The sequence below is a fragment of the Paenibacillus sp. NAIST15-1 genome (assembly GCF_001894745.1).
In the GTDB taxonomy this organism is placed as follows: domain Bacteria; phylum Bacillota; class Bacilli; order Paenibacillales; family Paenibacillaceae; genus Paenibacillus_B; species Paenibacillus_B suaedae.
Window position 1 is genome coordinate 59,466 of sequence record NZ_BBYF01000004.1, and the last position, 23,186, is coordinate 82,651.

Annotated in this window: 18 protein-coding genes; 3 read left to right on the forward strand and 15 right to left on the reverse strand. The window is 49.0% G+C overall.

The features are described 5' to 3' along the window. Positions 1 to 272 precede the first annotated feature (272 nt). Both PBN151_RS11245 and PBN151_RS11250 read left to right on the forward strand, forming a co-directional pair. The gene (locus tag PBN151_RS11245) at positions 273 to 1,085 is read left to right on the forward strand and encodes a flagellar motor protein (protein ID WP_072729024.1); all 813 of its coding nucleotides are present in this window, start codon (positions 273 to 275) and stop codon (positions 1,083 to 1,085) included. Further along, positions 1,069 to 1,881, forward strand: coding sequence for a flagellar motor protein MotB (locus PBN151_RS11250; RefSeq protein ID WP_072729025.1), 813 nt, complete (start codon positions 1,069 to 1,071; stop codon positions 1,879 to 1,881). The genes PBN151_RS11245 and PBN151_RS11250 overlap by 17 nt, the downstream gene beginning before the upstream one ends. A gap of 330 nt (positions 1,882 to 2,211) precedes the next feature. Here PBN151_RS11250 and PBN151_RS11255 read toward each other — a convergent pair whose 3' ends face one another. The 5 genes from PBN151_RS11255 to ftsE all read right to left on the reverse strand — a co-directional run bounded on the left by PBN151_RS11255 (position 2,212) and on the right by ftsE (position 8,285). Next, positions 2,212 to 3,591: a PDZ domain-containing protein gene (locus tag PBN151_RS11255; protein ID WP_072729026.1), complete on the reverse strand. Its 1,380-nt coding sequence runs from the start codon at positions 3,589 to 3,591 to the stop codon at positions 2,212 to 2,214. Positions 3,592 to 3,866: 275 nt separating this feature from the next. Further along, on the reverse strand, positions 3,867 to 5,303 hold the full coding sequence (locus PBN151_RS11260) for a S41 family peptidase (RefSeq protein WP_072729027.1): 1,437 nt from the start codon (positions 5,301 to 5,303) through the stop codon (positions 3,867 to 3,869). A gap of 82 nt (positions 5,304 to 5,385) precedes the next feature. Further along, a complete protein-coding gene (locus PBN151_RS11265; RefSeq protein WP_083545102.1) occupies positions 5,386 to 6,636 on the reverse strand; it encodes a murein hydrolase activator EnvC family protein in 1,251 nt (416 codons plus the stop codon). 61 nt (positions 6,637 to 6,697) lie between these two features. Continuing rightward, a complete protein-coding gene (gene ftsX, locus PBN151_RS11270; RefSeq protein WP_072729028.1) occupies positions 6,698 to 7,609 on the reverse strand; it encodes a permease-like cell division protein FtsX in 912 nt (303 codons plus the stop codon). Next, positions 7,599 to 8,285, reverse strand: coding sequence for a cell division ATP-binding protein FtsE (gene ftsE, locus PBN151_RS11275; protein ID WP_021257098.1), 687 nt, complete (start codon positions 8,283 to 8,285; stop codon positions 7,599 to 7,601). Before ftsE ends, ftsX begins: the two co-directional genes overlap by 11 nt. Positions 8,286 to 8,634: 349 nt before the next feature. Here ftsE and PBN151_RS11280 point away from each other — a divergent pair, with 349 nt between their 5' ends. Next, positions 8,635 to 10,062, forward strand: coding sequence for a VanW family protein (locus PBN151_RS11280; RefSeq protein ID WP_072729029.1), 1,428 nt, complete (start codon positions 8,635 to 8,637; stop codon positions 10,060 to 10,062). 286 nt (positions 10,063 to 10,348) lie between these two features. Here the strand turns inward: PBN151_RS11280 and PBN151_RS11285 are convergent, their stop codons facing one another. The 10 genes from PBN151_RS11285 to prfB form a co-directional block, all read right to left on the reverse strand. Next, positions 10,349 to 11,524, reverse strand: a complete 1,176-nt coding sequence (locus PBN151_RS11285) for a KamA family radical SAM protein (protein WP_072729030.1) — start codon at positions 11,522 to 11,524, stop codon at positions 10,349 to 10,351. Between the two features lie 268 nt (positions 11,525 to 11,792). Continuing rightward, the gene (argH, locus tag PBN151_RS11290) at positions 11,793 to 13,211 is read right to left on the reverse strand and encodes an argininosuccinate lyase (protein ID WP_072729031.1); all 1,419 of its coding nucleotides are present in this window, start codon (positions 13,209 to 13,211) and stop codon (positions 11,793 to 11,795) included. A gap of 20 nt (positions 13,212 to 13,231) precedes the next feature. After that, entirely contained in the window at positions 13,232 to 14,497 is a 1,266-nt protein-coding gene (locus tag PBN151_RS11295; protein WP_072729032.1) for an argininosuccinate synthase, read from the reverse strand. 40 nt (positions 14,498 to 14,537) lie between these two features. Further along, positions 14,538 to 15,491 carry an ornithine carbamoyltransferase gene (gene argF, locus PBN151_RS11300; protein ID WP_072729033.1) on the reverse strand — a complete coding sequence of 318 codons (954 nt, stop codon included), beginning with the start codon at positions 15,489 to 15,491 and terminating at the stop codon, positions 14,538 to 14,540. A gap of 65 nt (positions 15,492 to 15,556) precedes the next feature. Continuing rightward, complete coding sequence (locus PBN151_RS11305) at positions 15,557 to 16,768, reverse strand: acetylornithine transaminase (RefSeq protein WP_072729034.1); 1,212 nt, start codon at positions 16,766 to 16,768, stop codon at positions 15,557 to 15,559. Between the two features lie 110 nt (positions 16,769 to 16,878). Further along, positions 16,879 to 17,715, reverse strand: coding sequence for an acetylglutamate kinase (argB, locus tag PBN151_RS11310; protein ID WP_072729035.1), 837 nt, complete (start codon positions 17,713 to 17,715; stop codon positions 16,879 to 16,881). 209 nt (positions 17,716 to 17,924) lie between these two features. Beyond that, the gene (gene argJ / locus PBN151_RS11315; RefSeq protein WP_072729036.1) at positions 17,925 to 19,172 is read right to left on the reverse strand and encodes a bifunctional glutamate N-acetyltransferase/amino-acid acetyltransferase ArgJ; all 1,248 of its coding nucleotides are present in this window, start codon (positions 19,170 to 19,172) and stop codon (positions 17,925 to 17,927) included. 79 nt (positions 19,173 to 19,251) lie between these two features. Then, positions 19,252 to 20,313 carry an N-acetyl-gamma-glutamyl-phosphate reductase gene (gene argC, locus PBN151_RS11320; RefSeq protein ID WP_072729037.1) on the reverse strand — a complete coding sequence of 354 codons (1,062 nt, stop codon included), beginning with the start codon at positions 20,311 to 20,313 and terminating at the stop codon, positions 19,252 to 19,254. A 479-nt stretch (positions 20,314 to 20,792) separates the two neighbouring features. After that, positions 20,793 to 21,710, reverse strand: a complete 918-nt coding sequence (locus PBN151_RS11325) for a YitT family protein (protein ID WP_021257108.1) — start codon at positions 21,708 to 21,710, stop codon at positions 20,793 to 20,795. A 338-nt stretch (positions 21,711 to 22,048) separates the two neighbouring features. Beyond that, positions 22,049 to 23,165 (reverse strand): peptide chain release factor 2 gene (prfB, locus tag PBN151_RS11330; protein ID WP_139295337.1). Its coding sequence is split into 2 segments (ribosomal slippage): positions 22,049 to 23,092 and positions 23,094 to 23,165, totalling 1,116 coding nucleotides; the frame shifts between segments, so codons are not numbered across the junction. Positions 23,166 to 23,186 lie beyond the last annotated feature (21 nt).

A 23,186-nucleotide genomic window follows, 5' to 3' on the forward strand; every position in this document is an offset into this window, starting at 1 on the left:
CTTTGGTACAGCCCCACAAGCGCCCTCTTCCCCTAAACTTTACCCAATTTCCACCCGATAAACATATCAGGTACAGCATGGCGAAACAATTGGTTCGCTCAGGTCTGTTACCATGATAGTATGGATGCTAAAATCGTTGCAAAGAAGGATCCCGCATGAGGCGGACATCATCTTTACATATGAAAAATAAGAATGTTTGTTCCCTTTTCCATTATACTCTTTTCATCGATTGGATGCAAATGGGAAACAATGAACGGGAGAGAGGATTATCTATGGACAAAACAACTGTAATTGGCATTCTTGCCGGCTTAGCTGCACTCATCGGAGGCTTCCTGTGGGAAGGTGGACAGATGGGTGGCTTATGGGAGAAAACGGCTGCACTCATCGTCTTCGGCGGAACGATTGCCGCTGTCGTCATCAGCTTCCCAGGCAATCGGCTGCGAAGTATCCCGAACGCACTTAAAATGGCATTCGGCCGCAAATCAACAAATGCACAGCAATTAATCGACGACATCGTCGCCATGAGTACTGTCGCTCGCAGAGAAGGTGTCCTCGCTTTGGAGAACCAAGCCCACACTCACGAGAACGGGTATTTGCGTGATGGCATCATGATGATTGTAGACGGAACTGATCCCGAGCTCGTGAAGCAAATGATGGAGCTGGAGATGGACGCCATCGAAGAAAAACATGAAGGCTATGCAAAAATATTTGAAGCAGCTGGTGGTTATGCGCCGACAATGGGGATTATCGGAACCGTTATGGGTCTAATCCACGTCCTCGGCAATTTGTCAGATCCGTCTTCGCTTGGACCATCCATTGCCGTTGCCTTCACAGCCACCCTATACGGGGTTGCAACCGCGAATATCATTTACTTGCCGATTGGGAGTAAAATTAAAGCGCGCAGCATGGAAGAATTACGTGTCATGGAAATGATCGAATATGGAATTTTAGCGGTACAAGCTGGCGAGAACCCGCAAATTATTCGTAAAAAACTTGGCTCATTCCTACTCGCCGAAGACTCCTTCGAACCGCTCAAGTTGGTTCCAGAAGCAAAGCGGGGGATGATTCATGAGACGCAGAAATAGAAAATCAGGAGCACGCGCTGAGAATCACGAGCGCTGGCTCATTACGTACGCGGATCTCATCACCCTGCTCATGATCTTCTTCGTCGTCATGTATGCCATGAGTAAGATTGATGTGGATAAATATGAGTCTCTGTCTGAAACACTGCAGGTATCCTTCCGCAATACGGATACGTCCTTAAAGGGCTCCACCATTCTGGATGGATCCTATGCAAAGCCAGGACAAACAGGAGACAAACAAACCAAGCAAGACGGAGCCGACGGCAAGGACAAGGAAGAAAAAGCCGTGGCAATAGGTACAATTACGAACAAGGATCTGGCCTTCCGCAAGCAAGAGGCAGAGCTGAAAAACTTCATGGGTGTCATCCAGCAATATATCGATGAGAACAAACTGGGCAGCCAAATTACCGTATCTGATACACCAAAAGGAATCGCTATTCGAATGAGCGATCGACTGCTGTTCGATTTGAGTCGTGCAGAATTGAAGGAAAATGCATTCCCTCCACTGAAGAAGCTTGCTACCTTACTTCCGAAGCTGAGTACATCCATCAGCATTGAGGGACATACGGACAACCTACCGTTCGCCCAGGGCGGCCGCTATAAGGATAACTGGGAGCTATCCGCTGCACGAGCCCTATCCGTTCTTCGTTACTTCGTAGATGATAACAAGCTCGATGCCGCACAATTCCAAATTGCCGGCTATGGCGAAACTCGTCCACTTGTGGATAACGACACAGAGCAACATCGTCAACAAAATCGACGCGTAGAAATCATTGTTCTGCGGAAAATGGTGCAATAGACGTTCGTTAGCTGATTCAAGCGTATGGTTATCCAACAGTTATTCACAGGATAAACAGTACTTATCCACGTTATTCACGGACTTATCTACAGAATGTTAACAACTTGTCGACAAAATCATATATTCCAATCCTATTATCCACAATCCACAAGATTAAATATATTTGAGTTCAAAAACAAAGGGATTAATCAGAGCAGCTGCAAAACTGACCTGATTAATCCCTTTTTGTTAAATGCTTAATCTCGATTCTTGTATACAAATCCCACTCAGTTTGCTGTATATCCCCAAAATCAATTGAGTAGATTGGATTCCCGAAAATTATTATCCTTACTATGCTCGATTATCCACATCTGTAGGCATTGATGCATTCAACGTCTTCGCAGCCTCACTCATGTGGTCTGCAGACTGCACATCGCTCTCTGCTTGCTCACGCAGCTTACGCTTTGCTCCACGCTTGGAACGTGTCCAAGGCACTAACAAGTATGAAAATAATGACGGAGCTTGTGTAACTGCTACATATTCGACCCGATCATCAGGAGCAAGCAACACGCCCAGCTGATGGTGCTCACCAGCATAAATAGCCCGCTGCAAGAAACGAACCTCACCTGATAAGTTGTTCACTTCCAGCTTACAGAACGCGGAATTTATACGGAGTGCCTGATGCAGCTCCGCCTTCGTCCTTACCTTCACACCGTTCACCTTCACAATCACTTCACCTTGCATAATACCAAGTTCCGCTGCTGGACTATTCGGCAGGACAGCCAAAATGCGGAGTCCTCCAGCATCTTGCGTGAACACCGGACTATGTTCCGCTTCTTCTCTGCGACTCAACCAGATTAAGCCCTCATGCATGCCGATGGCTGCAATTGCGGCCACAGGCACAAGCGGCGACCACCAAGCAGCAGCTAATGAAATCGCAAGCAGCAGTGACGCATACGCGAACAAACGCGTACTGCTTAGCGCTGCTTTCTGCTGTGGAAGCTTCGTAAACGTCAGCTCGGAGAAGCCAATCACGATCGGAAATGCAATGAGCGACCAGCCATGCTGCCACAGTTCTCCACCGAACAGCGGCGTCCAAGGCAAAGCTGCTCCCTCACCCGCTGGAAAGAGTAGAAGAAGCGGAACTGGCCACATGCTCTGCATGCGATAGGCACCGACGACGCGTCCACGCTTGCTCTCCATGAACATCGGCCCAGCCATACGCGCTGCCTGCTTGCGAATAAGGACAGCTTCAGCCGCATGCAGAAGTGCGACAAGCACCAGCAGCCCAGCAGCGTCCATCCCACGCACTGAAGCAACGGCATCCCCTAGCCAGCCATCTGGATTCCATGTTGTCACCCATGTATTTAGTACAAATTGTATAATGGCAAGCAAGCCTGCCGCATAAGCAAGGCACAGAAATCGAACACGGATAAGCAGCAGTACGAGAGCAATGATCCACAGCAGCACGATCACTTCCCGTGTCAGAGACACGCCGAGTCCAATTGCAGCGAACGTTACGAGGATGCCTGAAATCAAGCCACCAAGCCATGCATGCCAGGTATGGGTGATCCAGCTGTGCATTTTCACGGCGAACAGTCTTCGCTCCAGGATCACTTGCCTGCGATAATGCATGGCAATGAGTAGAATGGACAGCCAATAAAACGGCGAGATAAGCCATTGCAATACAGCCTCGCCTACCCGAATACTGATATCCAACAGCAGGTTCACATGATTCGCCCCTCTCCATCACCAATTAGACTACGCACTCTATCTATGCTGAACACGTTCCCTCTAAGCTGCCCACCTGCAGCCATCCTTGTCTTCAAGCTTACTAACCATCTTGCCTTCAAACCAAATACCTACTTTCTATAACCCTTTATAACTTTAATGGAGACGAACTTTTACGTTCACACGTATCCATTTACCCGAAAACCCATTCATGCAATCAAAAGAAAAAGAAGGCCGAAGCCGAAGCTTACGACCTTCTTTATATTCGACAGCATTTAGCGGATTTCCTTCTTCAGTACATCAACCGCCTTATGGAGCTGTGCATCGTTCTTCGGATCCCGCATCGCCTTAACAATCGCCTGCTCAAGCTGTTCTGCCGTCTTCGCATCAACCTTGCCCGTGACGGTCAGTTTGGATGCTTGCTGGAACTCCTTAATGGCTGCCTCAGTCTCCTTGGAGAAATAGCCATCCTTACGACCTGGCTTGTAACCAAGTCCATCAAGCATAATCTGAACATTCTTGACATTCGCATCATTCATATCAAATGCGAGCATCTTATCCTTCGGAACAGGAGCGACATAATAGAAGTCAGGCTGCTGAACCGCAATATCCGGCTCGATGCCCTTCTGATGAATCCAATTGCCTTGCGGCGTTAACCACTTCGCAATTGTAATCTTGATCAGACCGCCATCTCCAGAATTATAGCTCGTCTGTACTGTTCCCTTGCCGAATGTATGCTCACCGATGAGTTTCGCTCCAGCAGATTCCTTCAACGCGCTTGCCATAATTTCAGAAGCACTGGCGCTGCCCTTATTCGTCAGCATCGTGACGGGATATGGCTTCAGCTTCGCAGTCCCCTTAGACAAGTAGCTGCTGCGCTCTTTGTTCCGATCCTCCACTTGAACAATGGACTTGCCTTCTGGAACGAACAGCTCTGTCATCTTCTGCACAATATCGAGCACCCCGCCCGGATTGTTACGCACATCGATAACAAGCCCCTTCATTCCCTGCTTCTCCAGCTTCTCAAGCTCTTCCTTGAAACGATCGAACGTATTCAATGAGAATTGACGAATCTCAATATAGCCAATGCTTCCATCCAGCATCTTCGGATATACAGTCTCCATGTCTACTTCATCTCGCACAACGATGAGCTCAAGTGGAACTGTTTGCCCTGCCCGCTTGATAAGTATTTTAGCCTTCGTACCCTTCGGGCCGCGGATTTTCGCTACTGCCTCGTTTAGGTTTTTGCCCTCCAGACTCTCGCCATTTACGGAAATCAGCACGTCCTTCGGCTTGACGCCAGCCTTCTCAGCAGGAGATCCCTTAATCGGCGATACTACCGTCACTTCGCCATTCTCCATCGTCACTTCCGCGCCAATCCCAGTAAAAGCACCTTCAATGCTATGGTTGAATTGCTCCGCTTCTTCTTTCTCCATAAAGGAGGAGTAAGGATCATTAAGCGCGGCGATCATGCCATGAACTGCGCCATTTACAATCTTGTTGCGCTCAACGGCGGTAACGTATTTATTCTCGATAATGCCTAACGCCGAGTTCAGCTTCTGCATCTCGCTCGCTGATAAACCATTGCCTGTCGATGCAGCTTGTCCACCACTCGCAAATATCGGCAAGTCCATTACTGTAAACGTTAAGGCACTGCCTGTCAGCATAGCCGCTCCGACGAGCAGAGCGACGGTTCGCCCTTTGAATGACATCGAATCACCGCCTTTGTCTTCCCTATGTTCCCTACGCTTACTCAGTCAACATTCATCTTAGTATATGTCGAAACTGCCATTTTTATTTCAAATATGGTTCTGGATCAACGCGTTCTCCATCCACGCGAACCTCAAAGTGGAGGTGGTTGCCTGTTGCACGGCCTGTTGCTCCTACCTCTGCAATCTTGTCGCCACGTGAAACTTGGTCACCCTTCGATACTTTAATTCCACCGTTGCGGATATGTCCATACAGGGACCAAACGCCATTTCCATGATCGATGACGACACAGTTGCCGTATCCAGACCACCATTCTGCAATCAGAACTGTACCTGATTCAGCAGCATAGATATCTGTACCTCCCGGAGTGGCCATATCGAGACCGCTATGGAACGCTCCTTGTTTCCCAGTAATCGGATCCGTGCGCGAACCGAATCGTGAAGAGATATAATAATCATCATGAAGAGGAACTGCAAATTTGCCGCCCGAGTACACTGAGTTCGACGAGTTCGAATTGCTTCTTGGCTTCGCCTTCGGCTTTGGCTTTTCCTTCGGCTTCATCAGCTCATTCTTCTTACGGAGCAGCTCGGCACGCTTCTTCGCAAACTCAACGAGCAGTCTGTCCTGCTCCTCACTCGCGTCATCTGACTCGTCAATTTGCTTATTATAGCTTGCAATCATGACTTCTTTTTCTTTTTCCTTCAGCATTAAGTCCTTCTTCGCATTATCGAGCTTCGCATACAGCAATTTTACTTGCTTCAGGTTCGTCTCGATCTCCTGCTTCTTCTGGACAACAAGCTGCTTGTCACGCTTATGCTCCGCCAATATTTCCTTATCTTGTTCAGCGATCGATTGCAATGAATCGAATCGATCCAGGAAATCAGAGAAGCTTGTCGCACTAAACAATACATCTATGTAGGACACGACGCCGTTCGTATACATCAATCGCACACGCGTATCCAGCAAATCCTCACGTTCATCAATTCGTTTGTTGACCTTCTGCAGTTCATCTGCTGCCTCAGCCAAATTTAATTCTGTTTCATCTATTTGATGAGCGACATTCGCCATCTCATTAGCTTTCTTATCAATCTCAGACAGAAGGTAGTCCATATCCTTCTGCGTCTTCCCAAGCAACTTTGTTGCTTCGGCCTTCATGGATTTCGCTTCTTGCTGCTTATTCTCCGCTTGACGCATCTCGCTCTGAAGCTGCTTCAACTGTTGATTGACCTTGTCCAACTCAGATGCTTGTCCCGTTGAAGGCGGCGCCATCGAGAAGAGAATTGCAAAGCTTGCGATTAACATAATCCACTTCTTCAATCCAGTACTCCGTTTCAATCCGGTTCCTCCTATCTTCCCCGATTCGGGCCTGTCGTTCACGTTCTGCATATCGTCGATGCTATACTTTCAAAAATTTACGAATGGATATCGTACTTCCCCACGCACCAATCAAAATGCCTAGTCCCACTAGAGTGCTGCCAACAAGCAGCCACGCATCCTGCAGTGGAATAAGCTTGACCATCTGCAAGCCCAGCTCAAAATTTGTCACGAGCTGCTGATATCCGTAAAATAGCAGTCCAACGGTAATCAGTGACCCTACAATGCCTAATAGAGCCCCCTCGACGAAGAACGGTCCTCGGATGAAGGAATTGGTTGCCCCAACAAGCTTCATAATGCTAAGCTCGCGCTGACGAGCCATAATCGTAACTTTAATCGTATTCGAAATAAGGAACATCGCTGTCACGGCTAGGCCGGCTACAATAACAAGGCCGAAGTTACGTACGGTTGCCGTTACCTTCAGCAAGGTATCGACCGTTCCTTTCCCGTAATTGACCTTCCACAGCGGCTTCGCGCTATTCGTATCATTAATGGCACTAATCTTCTTCGCGACTATGCCAATCGTTGCTGGATCGTATACTTCAACCGTGAAGGAATCCGGAAGCGGATTGGTATCCTTCGTATACCCGTTAAGCAGTTCCTTGCCATCTTCACCCAAGTTCTTCTCCAGCAGCTTCATGCCCTCTTCCTTGGAGATCGGGATAACCTTGCTTACCTCTGACATATTGCCAATATCTGTAGCGACTAGTTCCTTCTGCTCTTGTGTTGCATCAAGCTTCAAATAGACTCGAATTTGAACCTTGTTATCAATTTGCTTCGTCATCTCGTTTACATTCAACGACAATAACATGAACACACCTAATATAAACAACGAGATCACTATCGTACTAATCGATGCGAAAGACATCCATCCATTGCGGAAAATACTCTTGCTTCCTTCTCTGACATGGCGGGAAAGTGAATTAAAAATCATAGCCGTATTCCCCCCGTGCCTCGTCACGAACAATAAGTCCCTGCTCGATCGCAATAACCCGCTTGCGCATCGAGTTGACGATATCCTTGTTATGAGTAGCCATGACAATCGTCGTGCCGCGGAAATTAATTTCCTCAAGCAGCTTCATAATTCCCCATGATGTCTCTGGATCGAGGTTCCCCGTTGGCTCGTCAGCAACAATCACTGATGGATTATTCACGATTGCCCTTGCAATCGCGATTCGCTGCTGTTCTCCCCCAGACAGTTGTGCCGGCAGACTGCTCATCTTATGCTTTAATCCAACCAGTTCCAGCACCTCAGGCACACGGCGCTTAATGACCTTCTTCGGCGCTTCGATAACTTCCATCGCGAAGGCAACATTCTCATAAGCAGTCAGCTTCGGCAAAAGCCGAAAGTCCTGGAACACGACACCGATATTGCGCCGAACGAACGGAATCTTGCGCTGCTTCAGCTTGCCGATATTGAATCCACTTACGAAAATTTGCCCCTTCGTAGGCACTTCTTCTCTATAGATCAATTTCATGAATGTCGATTTTCCCGCTCCCGACGGTCCAACCAAATAGACGAATTCGTCCTTATCAATTTGGACGGATATGCCGCGCAATGCGTGAGAGCCGTCTTGATACGTTTTCCATACATCTTGCATTTCTATCAAATGATCACACCCTAAGTTTAAAAGATCAGCTTATATACATTCGACATAAGTGCTCTAATTCCTTTAAAAGAAAGGAAATTTCAACATCTTTTTACGCATTGCACCACATTCAGCTATCATTCAGCCTTCTATAGCAGCTAACGCCGTCGGAAGCAGTCCGGCCCTTGCTGTAGTTCTCCCCTCCGACAAGCTAACGCAATTGTTCCCGTGTTCTCTACACTCATAGAGTCAAGTTTGCTATGCAAGTCGCATATAGTATGAAAATGAATAAATCCAATCTTCTCGTCCTTAGGCTTGCTTCAAGCAAGGACGCTCTTCTTCATTTTTTCATAAGCAGGAGGCTATTGCAGTGAAAAAAATCCATGCACTATTTATAACCGTTGCCTCGCTCTTGTTGGTAGGTACTGCGGTATGGGGCTTGGCTCACAGCTATGCTTCACAGCCGACAATCCCTCCCAACGTACATCTGTCCACTTGGAATATCGGCTCTCTATCCATGGACGCCTTCCGCGAGCAATTAAAAGCAAAAATTGAGCAGTTGGAGCAAACGCCATTCGAATTCTCCTTCGAAGAAACGAACGTTGAACCAGTCAAAACTACACTTGCTAATCTCGGCGTTACATATGATGCGGAGCCTATTTTACGCGCACTCGACAAGATGAAGGAAGGCTCTCTCTGGGAACGAATTCAAGCACGCTACTATTTCCCGACATCGTGGACACTTCAATTCCGCTGGAATAAGGACGTGTGGACGAAGCGCTTGACGCCAGACTGGGAGGAAAATACATTCGGCAAGCCCGTAAATGCACAGCGGGAAATCACTAAAGACGACAACATACGCTATACAGCCGAAAAAACGGTTCTTCGCATCGACCGATTACAGCTGGAACAACTCATCCGCACCTCCATCCCACACACGTGGAATGAAGGGCAATCCATTGCACTACAGGTACCATTACAAAAAACAGCCCCACCAGTCACGATAGCATCGCTGAAAGCGGAGGGGATTGAAAGAAAGATTATTGAGTTCTCAACTAGCTTCGTGCAAGCCAGTGACGGCCGCACCCATAATGTAAACGCAGCTGCCCAGACCATTCATGACATGGTGCTGAAGCCTGGTGAGGTTTTCGACTATGATAAAGTCATTGCTGAAACGGAAAAAAAATACGGCTTCAAGGAAGCTCCCGTCATCTTCAACGGCAAGCTTGTGCCCGGCATTGGCGGTGGCATTTGCCAAGTATCGAGCACCTTATACAATGCAGTACTTCGTACTGGTCTGGAAATCGTCGAGCGACGCAATCATTCATTACCTGTCTCTTACTTACCAATTGGGTTAGATGCCACCTTCTCTCAGGGCTATATTAATTTCCGCTTCAAAAACACAACCGGCAAGCATCTTATTATTCGAACTGCTGCTGAGGACAATCGGCTCATTATTAAATTTTTCGGCACAATGGATAAGGACTTATCCTATCGGATGGAGACCAAAACCTTGAAGGTACTGGAGCCAACGATTAAATATGTGAAAAATCCAAATCTCCCTATCGGCAGCCACGAGACAATCCAGAAGGGGAAACAGGGCTATACGGTAGAATCGTACCGAATCAAGCTCGTTAACGGCAAAGAGGTCGAGCGCAAAAAGATGTTCGTGGATACGTACAGACCACAGCCGACACTTATAGCAGTCAATACAGGCGGATCGGATCAGTCTTCTTCGAAAAAGGATCAGAGCCCGATTTTAGAGGACGGTGTAAACGGGCCAGTATTCAACGATTAGCTAACTGGGGAAATATGTTGAGGTTCAATAGTAAGAGCCCTCCTTCAGCCATTGATAAGGAGGGCTCTTATTCGTGTAAGCATAAAACTATATTGCGGAAAACCAATGATGGACGTAAATCAATCACCATCTATGCAGAATTAGAAAATGCGGTGAGGCATCGGCCAAGCGCCACGTCCTCTTATAGAATGAAGTTGGATCCGGATGCAAGGCGAGATCATTCAATCTACGCCGCCGTACCCAGCATTGAAAGGAGTTTCTCCCTTTCGAGGTACAGAACATTGCATTACGCATCCCGCTTCGTTCGCTGCTGCGGCATATCTGTAAGCTGATTGACAGATACGATGTCATGCCGTTTTTTGCGTGGTGGTGTCCAAAACTGTTCATTTCCTGGCAAGTCATCGAACCAAGCAGCTTCATCAGGACAATCAAGCTCCATGAACGCGCCATAATTGCCCTCTCTTGATTGATGATACTTTAGAAAAGCCTTTCCGTTCTCAATCGCTAGAATTTCAATTTTGCCTGATGTATGACTCATGGATAACCTGACCCGCTTACCAAGACCTGAGGTCTTCGCCTTGGCTGCTTCAACGAGTTGGTACGCTTCCTTTAGTGGAAGGACGAATTCACTATTGCCAGCAACCGGCCGGTTAATAAAGAAATAATACGGGGTTACCCCAGCCCATGACAGCTTATCTAGCAGTTCTCCGAGTACATCCGCATCATCATTAATCCCCCGCAATACCGGCGTCTGATTGACTACGATAGCTCCAGCTTCGTGCAGTGCTTGGAATCCGCGCTTCGCTTCTTCTGTAATTTCTCGTGGATGATTAATATGGGCCATCACATAAATCCGGTGGTCAGGTGTTGAAAATTCACGAATCGTCTCCAGCAATAACTCATCTTCATAAATCCGCATCGGATTGAAAACGGGCAGCTTGGAGCCTAATCGAATAATCTTAACATGAGGGATATCGCGCAGACGTTGTAAAATCATGCGCAGCTTCGGGGTGGCTAGAATCAGACTGTCTCCACCGGTAAGCAGGACATTGTTGATCTCGGGATGTTCGGCAATGTAAGTGAGTCCGGGATTCACATCGGACATCGCTTCTTTGACATCGTTGCGGAATAGTCGCTTACGGAAGCAGTATCGGCAATAGGCGCCGCATACTTCCGATACAATTAATAATGCGGTGGATGAATACTTATGCTGGCAGCCAGGGACTACGTAGTTTGTGTCCTCGTCTGAGGCGTCCCATCGTCCGTACTCTTTCAGTTCCCCGGTATTCGGGATAACAAGCTTCCGAATCGGGTCATTGGGGTCGTCCCAATCAATGAGGTTCAAATAATAATCGTTGACGCGGAATACAAATTTCTCGGTAATCTGCTTGAGCCGTTTCCTTTCCGTCTCGGGCAACTGTGTGACCTTGTCGATATCGGTGACGTACTTCGGCTGAGGCATTAGCATTCCTCCTTCTGAAGTTTGATCGTGCATATGCACATTGTTAATTATACACATGTTTACATATTCAGGCAATGGAAGGGGTGAAGTCTACGAAGCGAAACCTCCCTTCAAATGCAAAAAAAGCACAAGCGCGTCAGCGCCTCACAGGACACTATTAACGCGCAGTGCTCTTCGATAAGTTGAACTGCATGCTTTCATGGCGATGCTGAATACTATCGCTGATCATCCAATCCAACAGAAATCAGCCTACCGTCAACTCTTACCCTTAAGCTAATTTGATCCCAACGTTGGCTTCAATCCAGAGCGCCTTCTGTGCCAATGCTTGTTCTGCCCGCCCAATGGCGGCCTCCACCTGCACCGTTGCTGTTCCGCCGTATACGTTGCGTGCATTGACAACCTGCTCAGGTTGAAGGACAGCATAGATACGATCATCGAACAGCTCAGAGAACTGCTTAAACTCATCCAGGGTCAGATCAAGCAGGTATTTGTTCTGTTCAATACAGTACAGCACCGTCTTGCCGATAACTTCATGTGCCTGACGGAATGGCAATCCTTTGCCAACAAGGAAATCTGCAATGTCAGTTGCATTGGAGAAGTCCTGACGCACCGCCTCCCGCATGCGGCTGCGATTCACCTTCATCGTAGCGATCATCGGTGCAAATAGGCGCAGTGCCCCGTCCAGCGTATGCACAGTGTCGAACATGCCTTCCTTGTCTTCCTGCATATCCTTGTTATAGGCTAGCGGCAGTGCCTTGAGTACCGTCAGCATGCCCATGAGATTGCCGTAAACCCGCCCTGTCTTTCCGCGAACTAGTTCCGCCACATCCGGGTTTTTCTTCTGCGGCATAATGCTTGAACCCGTGCAGAACGCATCGTCCAGCTCCACGAATTGAAATTCGGTGCTCGACCAGAGCACAAGCTCCTCACACAAGCGGGATAAGTGCATCATAATCAGGGAAGCGTTCGACAGGAATTCCACGATGAAATCCCGATCGCTCACTGCATCAAGACTGTTCTCATATACGCGGTTGAAGCCAAGCTGCTTCGCGGTGTAGTGACGATCAATCGCAAATGTCGTCCCCGCGAGCGCACCCGCTCCAAGTGGAAGCATATCAATGCGCTTATAGCTGTCCGTCAAACGCTCGATATCGCGCTCGAACATTGCAACATACGCCATCAAGTGATGGGCGAATAGAATCGGCTGCGCACGCTGCAAATGCGTATAGCCAGGCACGATTGCCTCTACGTTCTCCTTCGCCTGCGCAATAAGTGCTTCCTGCAGCTGCACAAGCAGCTCAACAAAGGTGATCACACGCTTGCGCAAGTACAAGTGCATATCGGTCGCCACTTGGTCGTTGCGGCTGCGTCCAGTATGCAGCTTGCCGCCCACCGGGCCAACAAGCTCAATGAGCGCTTTTTCAATATTCATGTGAATGTCCTCATCGGATACGGAGTAATCCAGCTCCCCACGGCGGATCATACTCGCGACCTGATGAAGTCCATCCGTTATCTGATCTACATCCCCCTGCGGCAATATACCGCAAGCCCCCAGCATCGCCACGTGAGCAAGGCTGCCCTGTATATCCTCTTCTGCCATTGCTTTATCGAAAGTAATCGAAGCTGTATATTGTTCAACGAGTTGATCCGTCTGTTTCGTAAACCGACCGCCCCATAGTTTGCTCACGATGCTCTCCCCTTCCTGTGTTACACGCCCGCTTCTTGCAAGGAAGCCCCATGAACCTTCGTACCATGCACGCCGGCAGCGACTTTAAGACGCAAGGCGTTCAAATGAATAAAGCCTGTTGCATCATTTTGATCGTATGCCTGAGATGGGTCTGCCTCCATCGTTGCGATATCTGGATTGTATAGACTCACCGGACTTTGTACGCCAGCGCCCATCACATTGCCCTTGTACAGCTTAAGCCGCACGCTGCCCGTTACATGCTTCTGGCTTTCGTTAACGAGTGCTTGAATCGCAAGCCGCTCCGGTGCGAACCAGAACCCGTTGTATACTGCAGCACTGTACTTCGGAATAAGCGAGTCACGGATATGCATTACTTCGCGATCCATCGTCAACGATTCCATGATGCGGTGTGCCGTAAATAGAATCGTACCGCCCGGTGTCTCATAGACGCCGCGGCTCTTCATGCCAACGAAGCGGTTCTCTACCATATCAACACGACCAATGCCGTGCTTGCCGCCAAGCTCATTCAGTGTCTCCATTACCTGCAGAGGGGAGAGCGCCTCTCCGTTAACCGCAGTGCAATTGCCTTGCTCGAATGTTAATTCGATGAGTTCAGACTCATTCGGCGCATCCTCTGGAGAGACACTCAGTACGTACATGCCTTTATTCGCATCTGCTGTTGCGTCAAACCAAGGATCCTCCAGCATGCCGCTCTCGAAGCTAATGTGGAGCAGATTGCGATCCATCGAGTATGGTTTGGCCGCAGAAGCCTGCACCGGAATACCATGCTTCTCTGCATAGGCGATCATCTCAGCGCGTCCTGGAAAGTCAGCGCGGAATTGCTCCGAGCGCCAAGGCGCAATGACTTGAATGTCCGGTGCCAGCGCCGCTGCCGTCAGTTCAAAGCGGACTTGGTCATTCCCTTTGCCAGTTGCACCATGAGCAATCGCCGTTGCGCCTTCCATACGAGCAATCTCAATCATCCGCTTCGCAATGAGCGGACGCGCAATGCTTGTGCCGAGCAGATATTGCCCTTCATACAGCGCACCTGCCTGGAACATTGGGAAGATGAAGTCCTGCGCAAACTCTGCACGCAAATCGTCGATGTAGACTTTGGATGCACCTGTTGCGATTGCCTTTTCTTCAAGGCCCTCTAGTTCTTCCTTCTGCCCAATGTCCGCGGTAAACGTAATAATCTCTGCGTCATAGGTTTCCTTTAGCCATGTTAGAATGACGGATGTATCTAAGCCGCCTGAATAGGCCAGCACAATTTTGTTCTTTGCCACGATGACTCCCCCGTTCAATATGCTTCAGATGCTGTAGAGGTTACGCTCCCATCAAGGAAGCCATAATCGCCTTCTGCGCATGCAGACGATTCTCCGCTTGATCGAAAATAAAAGAGTGGCCTCCATCAATAACACCTTCACTGACTTCTTCACCACGATGTGCAGGCAAGCAGTGCAGGAATATATAATCAGGCTTCGCATACCGAGCTAATTCTTCATTCACTTGGAAGTTACGGAATGCTTGCTCACGCTTCAACTGCTCCGCCTCGAACCCCATGCTTGCCCATACGTCTGTATAGACCACATCGGCGTTCGCGATTGCTTCCTTCGGATCACTCGTAATGAGCACTTGAGATCCTGACTGCTGCGCCTGCTCGCGGCTTTGCTTCACAATGCCTTCATCCGGCATATATCCTTCGGGCGATGCGACAGCGACATGCATCCCCAGCTTGCTTGCTCCCATCAGCAGTGAATTCGCCATATTATTGCCGTCCCCGATATAGGCCAGCTTCAAGCCTTGCAGCGTTCCTTTTTTCTCATATATCGTCTGGAAATCGGCCAGCGCTTGGCATGGATGATTCATATCCGTCAATCCATTAATAACCGGTATGGTAGCGCCGCGCGCCAAATCTATGACCGTGCGATGGGCAAACGTTCGGATCATAATGCCATCCACGTAGCGAGACAGCACCTGGGCAGTATCCCATATTGGCTCCCCGCGGCCAATTTGCAGATCATTTTTACTCAAAAACAATGCCTGGCCGCCGAGCTGGTACATCCCTACTTCGAACGATACACGCGTGCGGGTGGATGACTTCTCGAAGATCATGCCGAGTGTCTTCCCCTTCAGCGGCTGATACACCTCGCCTGCCTTCTGCTTCCGCTTCAGCTCAATCGCGAGATCGATCAAGTATTGCAATTCTTCCATTGTATAGTCAGCGAGCGCAATAAAATCGCGTCCGCGCAAATCAATTGTAGATGCTGTTGTTGCCATCAAGGCCACCTCCGTATATAGTCGCTGTCTTCCCATCCGATCTGTGCACACGCTCCGATTGCCATCTATGCCGTAGCAACAACCTCTGAACGCTTCACTAATACATCGTGGATAATTGCCACAGCCTCTTCGATTTCTTCGTCAGTTACGAACAGATTCGGAAGCAAACGAATCACATTCGGACCAGCGCTAATGAATAGCAAGCCTGCCTGCTGTGCCTCCTTAATCACATCCGCCACAGGTTCCGCGCACTCGATACCAACAAGAAGCCCGAGACCTCGTATATCCTTCACTAGCGGTACATCGCTCAACTTCACCCGCAGCGCGTTAAGCAAGGTCGTCCCCTTCTCCGCCGCCCGCTGCGCAGCCTTCTCTTCCAGCATCGTCTCCAATGTGCCTACTACAGCTGACATCGCGAGCGGGTTGCCGCCGAAGGTCGAGCCATGTGTGCCCGGACTGAACGCTGCCCGCAGATATTCCTGCGCTAGCATAGCTCCTACTGGGAAGCCGCTCCCGAGCCCCTTGGCCACGGTAAAGACATCAGGCTGAAGGCCGTAATGCTCATGTGCGAACAATGCTCCTGTACGCCCCATTCCCGTTTGTACTTCATCCACGATGAGAAGAAGCCCGTGCTCCTTGCACAATGCAGCTACTTCTTGAGCGAATGATGCCTTGATCGGGAAGACACCACCTTCTGCCTGCACGATTTCAAGCATAATCGCTGCGGTATTGTCCGTTATCGCAGCTTTCAGCGCTTCACTATCGTTAAACGGTACATAACGGAATCCTGCTGGCAGCGGAGCGAATCCATCCTTCACCTTGTCTTGACCAGTTGCTGTCAGCGTCGCCAAAGTGCGGCCATGGAAGGATTGATGAAACGTAATAATTTCCGACCGCCCTGTCTTAGCAACTGCTGTATGATAGCGTCGCGCCAGCTTAATAGCTGCCTCGTTCGCTTCCGCTCCACTATTGCAGAAGAATACAGCATCTGCACATGTATTCGCGGTCAGCAGTTCCGCCGCTTGCTCCTGCTGTGGGATATGGAAGAGATTCGAAGCGTGCCATAACGTATTTAGCTGTTCTTGTACACGCGCCTTGACCCTCTCCGGCACATGTCCCAAGTTCGTTACGGCTATGCCGCTCATGAAATCCAAGTAGCATTTCCCCTCATTGTCCCATACGCGGCTCCCTTGCCCCTTGACCAGTGCAATTGGATAGCGGGCATACGTTGGGAACAAAGCGCTAGCTTCCTTCCCAGCATCTATATTCTTCGTCATCGTCTCCACCCCTTCGTTCAGTCTGTTACTCTGTTCACAGCCTCTCAGCTGCTGCATTCTTCCATCTAAAAGATCCAACCTTCAATTTATTCCATGTCTTAATAGGTCATCTATGACCTAACAATTCGAGTTCCGATCGCTTCCCCGGCCATCAATCGGCGCAGCACATCAGGTTCAGATCCGTCAGCAATAACAACCTCCTGCACGCCGCCCTCCAGACATTTCATTGCAGCCTGCACCTTCGGGATCATCCCTCCGTAAATATCGCCACTCTCGATCATCGCCTCAACTTCCTCAGTCGTCACAACGGGAAGTACAACTTTCTCTTCTGGGCCGTTCCTCATAATGCCGGGTACATCCGTTATCACAATAAGCTGCTCCGATCCGAGATAAGCCGCTACAGCACCTGCTGCAGTATCAGCATTGATGTTATAGCGTTGGCCTGCACGATCCAGACCAACTGGCGCAATGACTGGCATGTGATTCAAGTCGACTAATCCAGCTAGCAAGGATGCATTGACATGGGTCACATCTCCGACAAAGCCTACTTGTGCCGCGTTAGGTACCGGCTCCGCCTGAATGAGTCCACCATCTGTTCCCGACAGCCCAATCGCCTTAGCCCCTACTTGTGTGAGGCGCCGTACGATTTGCTTGTTAATCTGTCCGGCAAGGATCATTTCGACGACGTCAAGCACGGCTTCATCGGTCTTACGAAGCCCGCCGATGAATTCGGACTTGATGCCGAGCTTATCCAGCATGCCTGATATCGCAGGTCCACCCCCATGGACGATTACAGGAACTATACCGTCCTCCTGAAGCTGATGAAGCTGTTCATAGAACGAATTCGGCAATGCTGCCAAGGTGCTTCCTCCGCACTTCATGACGAACAGCTTTACAGCTGTAGCCGCCGATGACTGCTCTATGCCCTGAGTTTCTGTCGTTGCCATACTCCGACGCCGCTCCTTCCCACTCTTGCTTTACACCGCTTAATGAAACTTTACACTTGCTTGCAGCTTATCTAGCCTCTCCGATGTCTCTCTCTGATTTCCTATCCCAATACTGTGCGCAAAAAGAAATCCGCTGCTCGTAGCGCTGCTGTTGCTATGTCACTGCAGTCCAGTTACTGCAACAGATCACGACCTCCATTTGCCTCGCTCTATGTTCGGTACGCCGCATTGATGCGCACGTAATCATAAGTTAAGTCACAACCCCATGCCTTGGATTCGCCAGCTCCCATATGTAAATCAACGTGGAAGATGACTGTATCTCCCTTCAAATAGGCAAGCGCCGCCTCTTCATCAAATGCAACCGGTGTTGACTGCTGAAGCACAGTGATTGGCCCCATATGAATATCCACCGTATCGGGATTAACCGGCTGCCCCGCATAACCCACAGCTGCTATAACCCGCCCCCAGTTCGCATCTGCACCAAATACAGCTGATTTCACAAGACTTGATCCAACAATCGACTTGGCAATCGCAGATGCCGCCTCATCTGATACAGCTCCAGTGACACGCACCTCAATCAGCTTCGTCGCTCCTTCTCCATCGCGAGCGATCGCTTTAGCAAGCTGTTCACACACATAGTGGAATGCTGCTGCGAACGCTTGCCATGCTTCATGCTGCTCATGGAGAGATTCATTGCCTGCCATGCCGCTCGCCAGTGCGATAAGCATATCGTTCGTGCTCGTATCTCCATCCACCGTTATCATATTGAATGTCTTGTTCGTTGTGGAACGAAGCAAGCCTGCCAGTGCCTCTTGGCCGATTGATGCATCGGTCGTTACGAATCCAAGCATCGTAGCCATGTTCGGATGAATCATTCCTGATCCCTTGGCACACCCCGCAACCGTAACTTGCTTGCCATCGACCATGACGACCGCACATGCTTCCTTCTTTACCAGATCCGTTGTCAAAATCGCTTGAGAGAACTGCTCCGCACCTTCCCCAAGTGCTGTCAATTTCTCAGGAAGCTCCACAATCCCTCTTTCCACGCAATCCATCTTTAGCGGCTCGCCGATGACGCCTGTGGATGCAACAGCCACGTAATGTGGTGCAATGCCAAGCTGCTCTGCAAATGCACTGCGCATACGGTAAGCATCCGCTTCCCCTTGCTTTCCTGTGCAGGCATTGGCATTTCCACTGTTCACAATAATGGCTTGCAGCTTGCCCTCTTCCTTCAAACTAGCACGCGTTACGGCAAGCGGCGCCGCTTGGAATACGTTCGTTGTGTACACAGCAGCTGCTGTAGCAGGCACATCGCATACGATAGCTCCCAAATCATTACGTTCGGATTTCTTCAAGCCGCAATACAGCCCGCTGGCCAGAAATCCATGAGGTGTTGTAACTGATCCATCGATAATGTTAAATAATTGCGTCTCTGTGCTCAGAGCTTGCGTTTGCATCCCTATCAACCTTCTTCTTTATCAAAGTCGTACATCTTTTTCATTGGATAGCTTCATGCTATCCGTATTTATGTTCACGTTATGGGTACACTGGTGTGAGCATCAACCCCGTCGCCTCGCCCCATCCCATCATATGATTCAAATTCTGTATCGCTTGGCCTGCCGCGCCCTTGACGACATTGTCGATAACGGAAATAATCGTTACCCGCTTTGTTCTCCGATCTACGGCAAAACCGATATCACAAAAGTTCGATCCGAACACTTCCTTCGTTGCCGGCCACTGTCCTTGTGGACGAATGCGAACGAATCTCCGTCCTGCATAATACTCTTGATAGAGGGATATAAAGTCCTCTTCGATATATGTCCCTGCAAGCGTCGCATACATCGTGCACATAATGCCGCGAGTCATCGGCGCCAAGTGCGTGGTGAACGTCACCGTTACTGGCTGCTGTGCAACCTCGCTAAGAACCTGCTCGATTTCCGGGATATGCTGATGCTTGTTAACTTTGTAGGCCTTGAAGTTTTCATTAATCTCCGCATAATGAACGCCTAAGTTTACGCCTCGACCAGCTCCGGAAACGCCGGATTTCGCGTCAATAATGAGACTGTCAGGTTGAATCCATCCTGCTTGCAGTGCTGGAATGAGTCCGAGCAGCGTTGCCGTTGGGTAGCAGCCTGGATTGGAAATGAACTTACGCCCTTCTGCATATCCACGTTCTGGGTACAACTCACACAAGCCGTACTTGGCTTCCGCTAGCCACTCTTCCGGTGGAGCAGCGTGCTTATACCATGTCGTATATAGCTCGCCATCCTTGATGCGGAAGTCCCCGGACAAATCGATGACGGCAAGTCCTGCCTCCAGCAGCTTCGGCACCAACTGTCCGCTCACACCGGAAGGAGTTGCTGTAAACACAACGTCTGCCTTCCTTCGCATCTCTTCCACATCCACCCCGTCCAACGTATCGCACATCACTTCATGCAAATGCGGGTAGCCTTCTGCAATGGGTGCTCCTGCGCTTGATGCTGAAATGACCGATGTGATTGTGACATTCGGATGATTCAATAACAACCGGATAAGTTCGACACCGCCGTAGCCAGTAGAACCAACAATGGCTACTCGTACATGCTTCTCTAGATTCATTTCCACTCTCTCCATTCCTCACTGCTCTCGTATTAACTCTTGAAAGTATGCTTCGTTGTGATAGGTATAAACTTCGAGGTACTGCTGCTGCCCTAAAACGGCTGCCACGTATAGGAAAATGATCCCTCATGAATAATATGTATCATTATACGTCTGTATTTATATAAATACAATGATTTTTCCATGAAATTTCATTTTCTTTACGAAAAAGATAAAAAGATAGATCATGAAACTAAGAGGAGATATCGGCCAGAACCCATGATACATAGGGATAGCGGAGATAAATAAGCGGATTTTACAATGAGGATAACTTGAACGCAAATAAAAAACGCAGCTCCCTCTACATACATGCGGGGCATGATATGCAGAGTAGAACTGCGTTTTATGAATAAAATCGAACAGCTTATGCAACGAATGAATATCTTGTAGACCTTATTAGGCATAAGTGTGACTTGCTCTTCTTGCTCTTCTTGCTCTTTTTACGCTTGCACCTTAAATCCCTCGCCTAATACCTCATTCGTATCACTAATAATGACAAATGCCTGCGGATCCACAGAGCGGACGATCGCCTTCAGCTTATATACTTCGCTCTGACCGACGACGACCATGAGAACGGTGCGTCCTTCGCCCGTGTAGCCGCCTTCGCCCTGCAGCTTCGTCAATCCCCGATCAAGATCATGCAGAATCGTATCCGTAATTTTATCGGCTTCATCACTAATAATGAATGCAACCTTCGTATAACCCAAGCCTACCTGGACCACATCGATCGTCTTGCTCGTGACGAACAAAGCGATGAGTGCATACATGGCGTTTTCAAAGGAAAGCATGAATCCGGCAAGCAAAATGATAACCCCATCACAAATCGCGACAGACAGTGCAATATTGATTTTACCGAAAGTACTCAGCAACTGTGCGGTAATGGCATTGCCTCCGGTAGAGCCACGACCGCGGAATACGATACCTAGACCCAAGCCAATCCCTATTCCACCGAAAATAGCCGCAAGCAGCGGATTATCCGTAGCAGGCCCTAAATGTTGTGTGAGATAGATAAAGGTCGGCAAGGAAACGGAACCTACAAGTGTCCGAATCCCGAACTGCTTGCCTAGCAAGCATACCCCTAAAATGAAGAGCGGTATATTGAATGCATACTGCGTAATTGCAGGGTTCCACCCAAATTGACTCTCCAGCAAGATGGATAGACCCGAAATGCCCCCTGATGCGATCTTGTTCGGCAGCATTAATGTATTGAACGTAAGCGCCATAATAAAGGCTCCAAGGAAAAGCAGGGCGTAATCCATTACTGCCCGCATGGGATGATCATATGGAAGCAGTAAGCCATTGTTGTTACGCCGAGGTTTCCTCGATTGAGAAATAGATGAATCCGATGTATGGGGCATAATGTCTCTCCTTCGTAATACACAGTATGGTATTGCAGCTATGGTAACGTGGTACTCGGTGGTGTCACATAATTCTCTGCAGTGCTGCCGTTTTGCCAGTGTTGAACCATTTGGCGTTGTTGCAATACTTGGCAGTGCCGTAGTACTTAGCGGAGTCACACTACTTCACAGTATCCCAGAACTCCGCGGTGTCGAATTACTTGGCAAGAAATCTGTATCCTGTGCCATGAACCTATCTTATTATGTGCACTCTCTAGCATGGTAAAGCATTCAAGCACAACAAAAAACCTGCCCCAATCAAAGATCGGCGCAGGTTTTCGCAGTCGGTACCAACATATTTATGCTTCAGATGATGGTTGAATTAAGGTTCTCAAGTACGCGTCAATAAACGTATCCAAGTCGCCGTCCATCACGGCGCCGACATTTCCGGTTTCCACCTGCGTCCGGTGGTCCTTGACCATGCTGTACGGATGGAATACATAGGAGCGAATTTGGCTTCCCCATGCGATTTCCATCTGATCACCACGGATTTCTGCTAACTGCTTCTGTTGTTCCTCAATCTTGCGCTCATACAACTTGGAACGAAGATGAGTCATGGCACGCTCACGGTTCTTGATCTGCGAACGCTCCGTCTGACATGTCACGACGATGCCCGTTGGAATATGGGTAATACGAACAGCAGAATCCGTCGTATTGATGTGCTGACCACCCGCACCGCTCGCACGGTAGGTATCAACTTTCAAATCCTCTGTACGGATTTCAATTTCCGCGTCGTCTGTAATCTCAGGCACGACGTCGCAGGATACAAATGAAGTATGTCTCCGGCCAGAGGAATCAAATGGCGAGATACGAACGAGACGATGCACACCCTTCTCCGTCTTCAAATAACCGTAAGCGTTATATCCTTTAACAAGCAGCGTCACGCTCTTAATGCCTGCTTCGTCGCCTGGCAGATAATCCAGTACCTCGACCTTGAAGCCGCGCTTCTCTGCCCAGCGTGTATACATGCGCAGAAGCATTTGGCCCCAGTCTTGAGACTCGGTACCGCCTGCACCTGGATGCAGCTCCAAAATGGCGTTCATTTTATCATAAGGCTCGCTCAGCAGAAGCTGAAGCTCGAAATTCTCAATACTAGCCAAGAGTTGTTCAACATTCGCTGTCAGTTCCTCAGCTAGTGATTCATCGTCTTCTTCCTCTGCCAGCTCGAGCATCATTTCATTGTCGTCATAATCCTGCTTCAGCTTCCCATACTGGTCAACAATGCTCTTGATTGCATTCATCTCGGAGATAAGTCCTTGCGCTTTGTCATTGTCATCCCAGAAGTCCGGTGCAGCCATCTTCTCCTCGAAGTTGGCAATCATCTCTTGCTTCAGATCGAAGTCAAAGAGACCCCCTAAGGTTTGTAAGTTTAGCTGCGATGCTGCGCATATTGTGACGTACACTTGCGTCGATCATCATAATACCACCTCGGCAAAA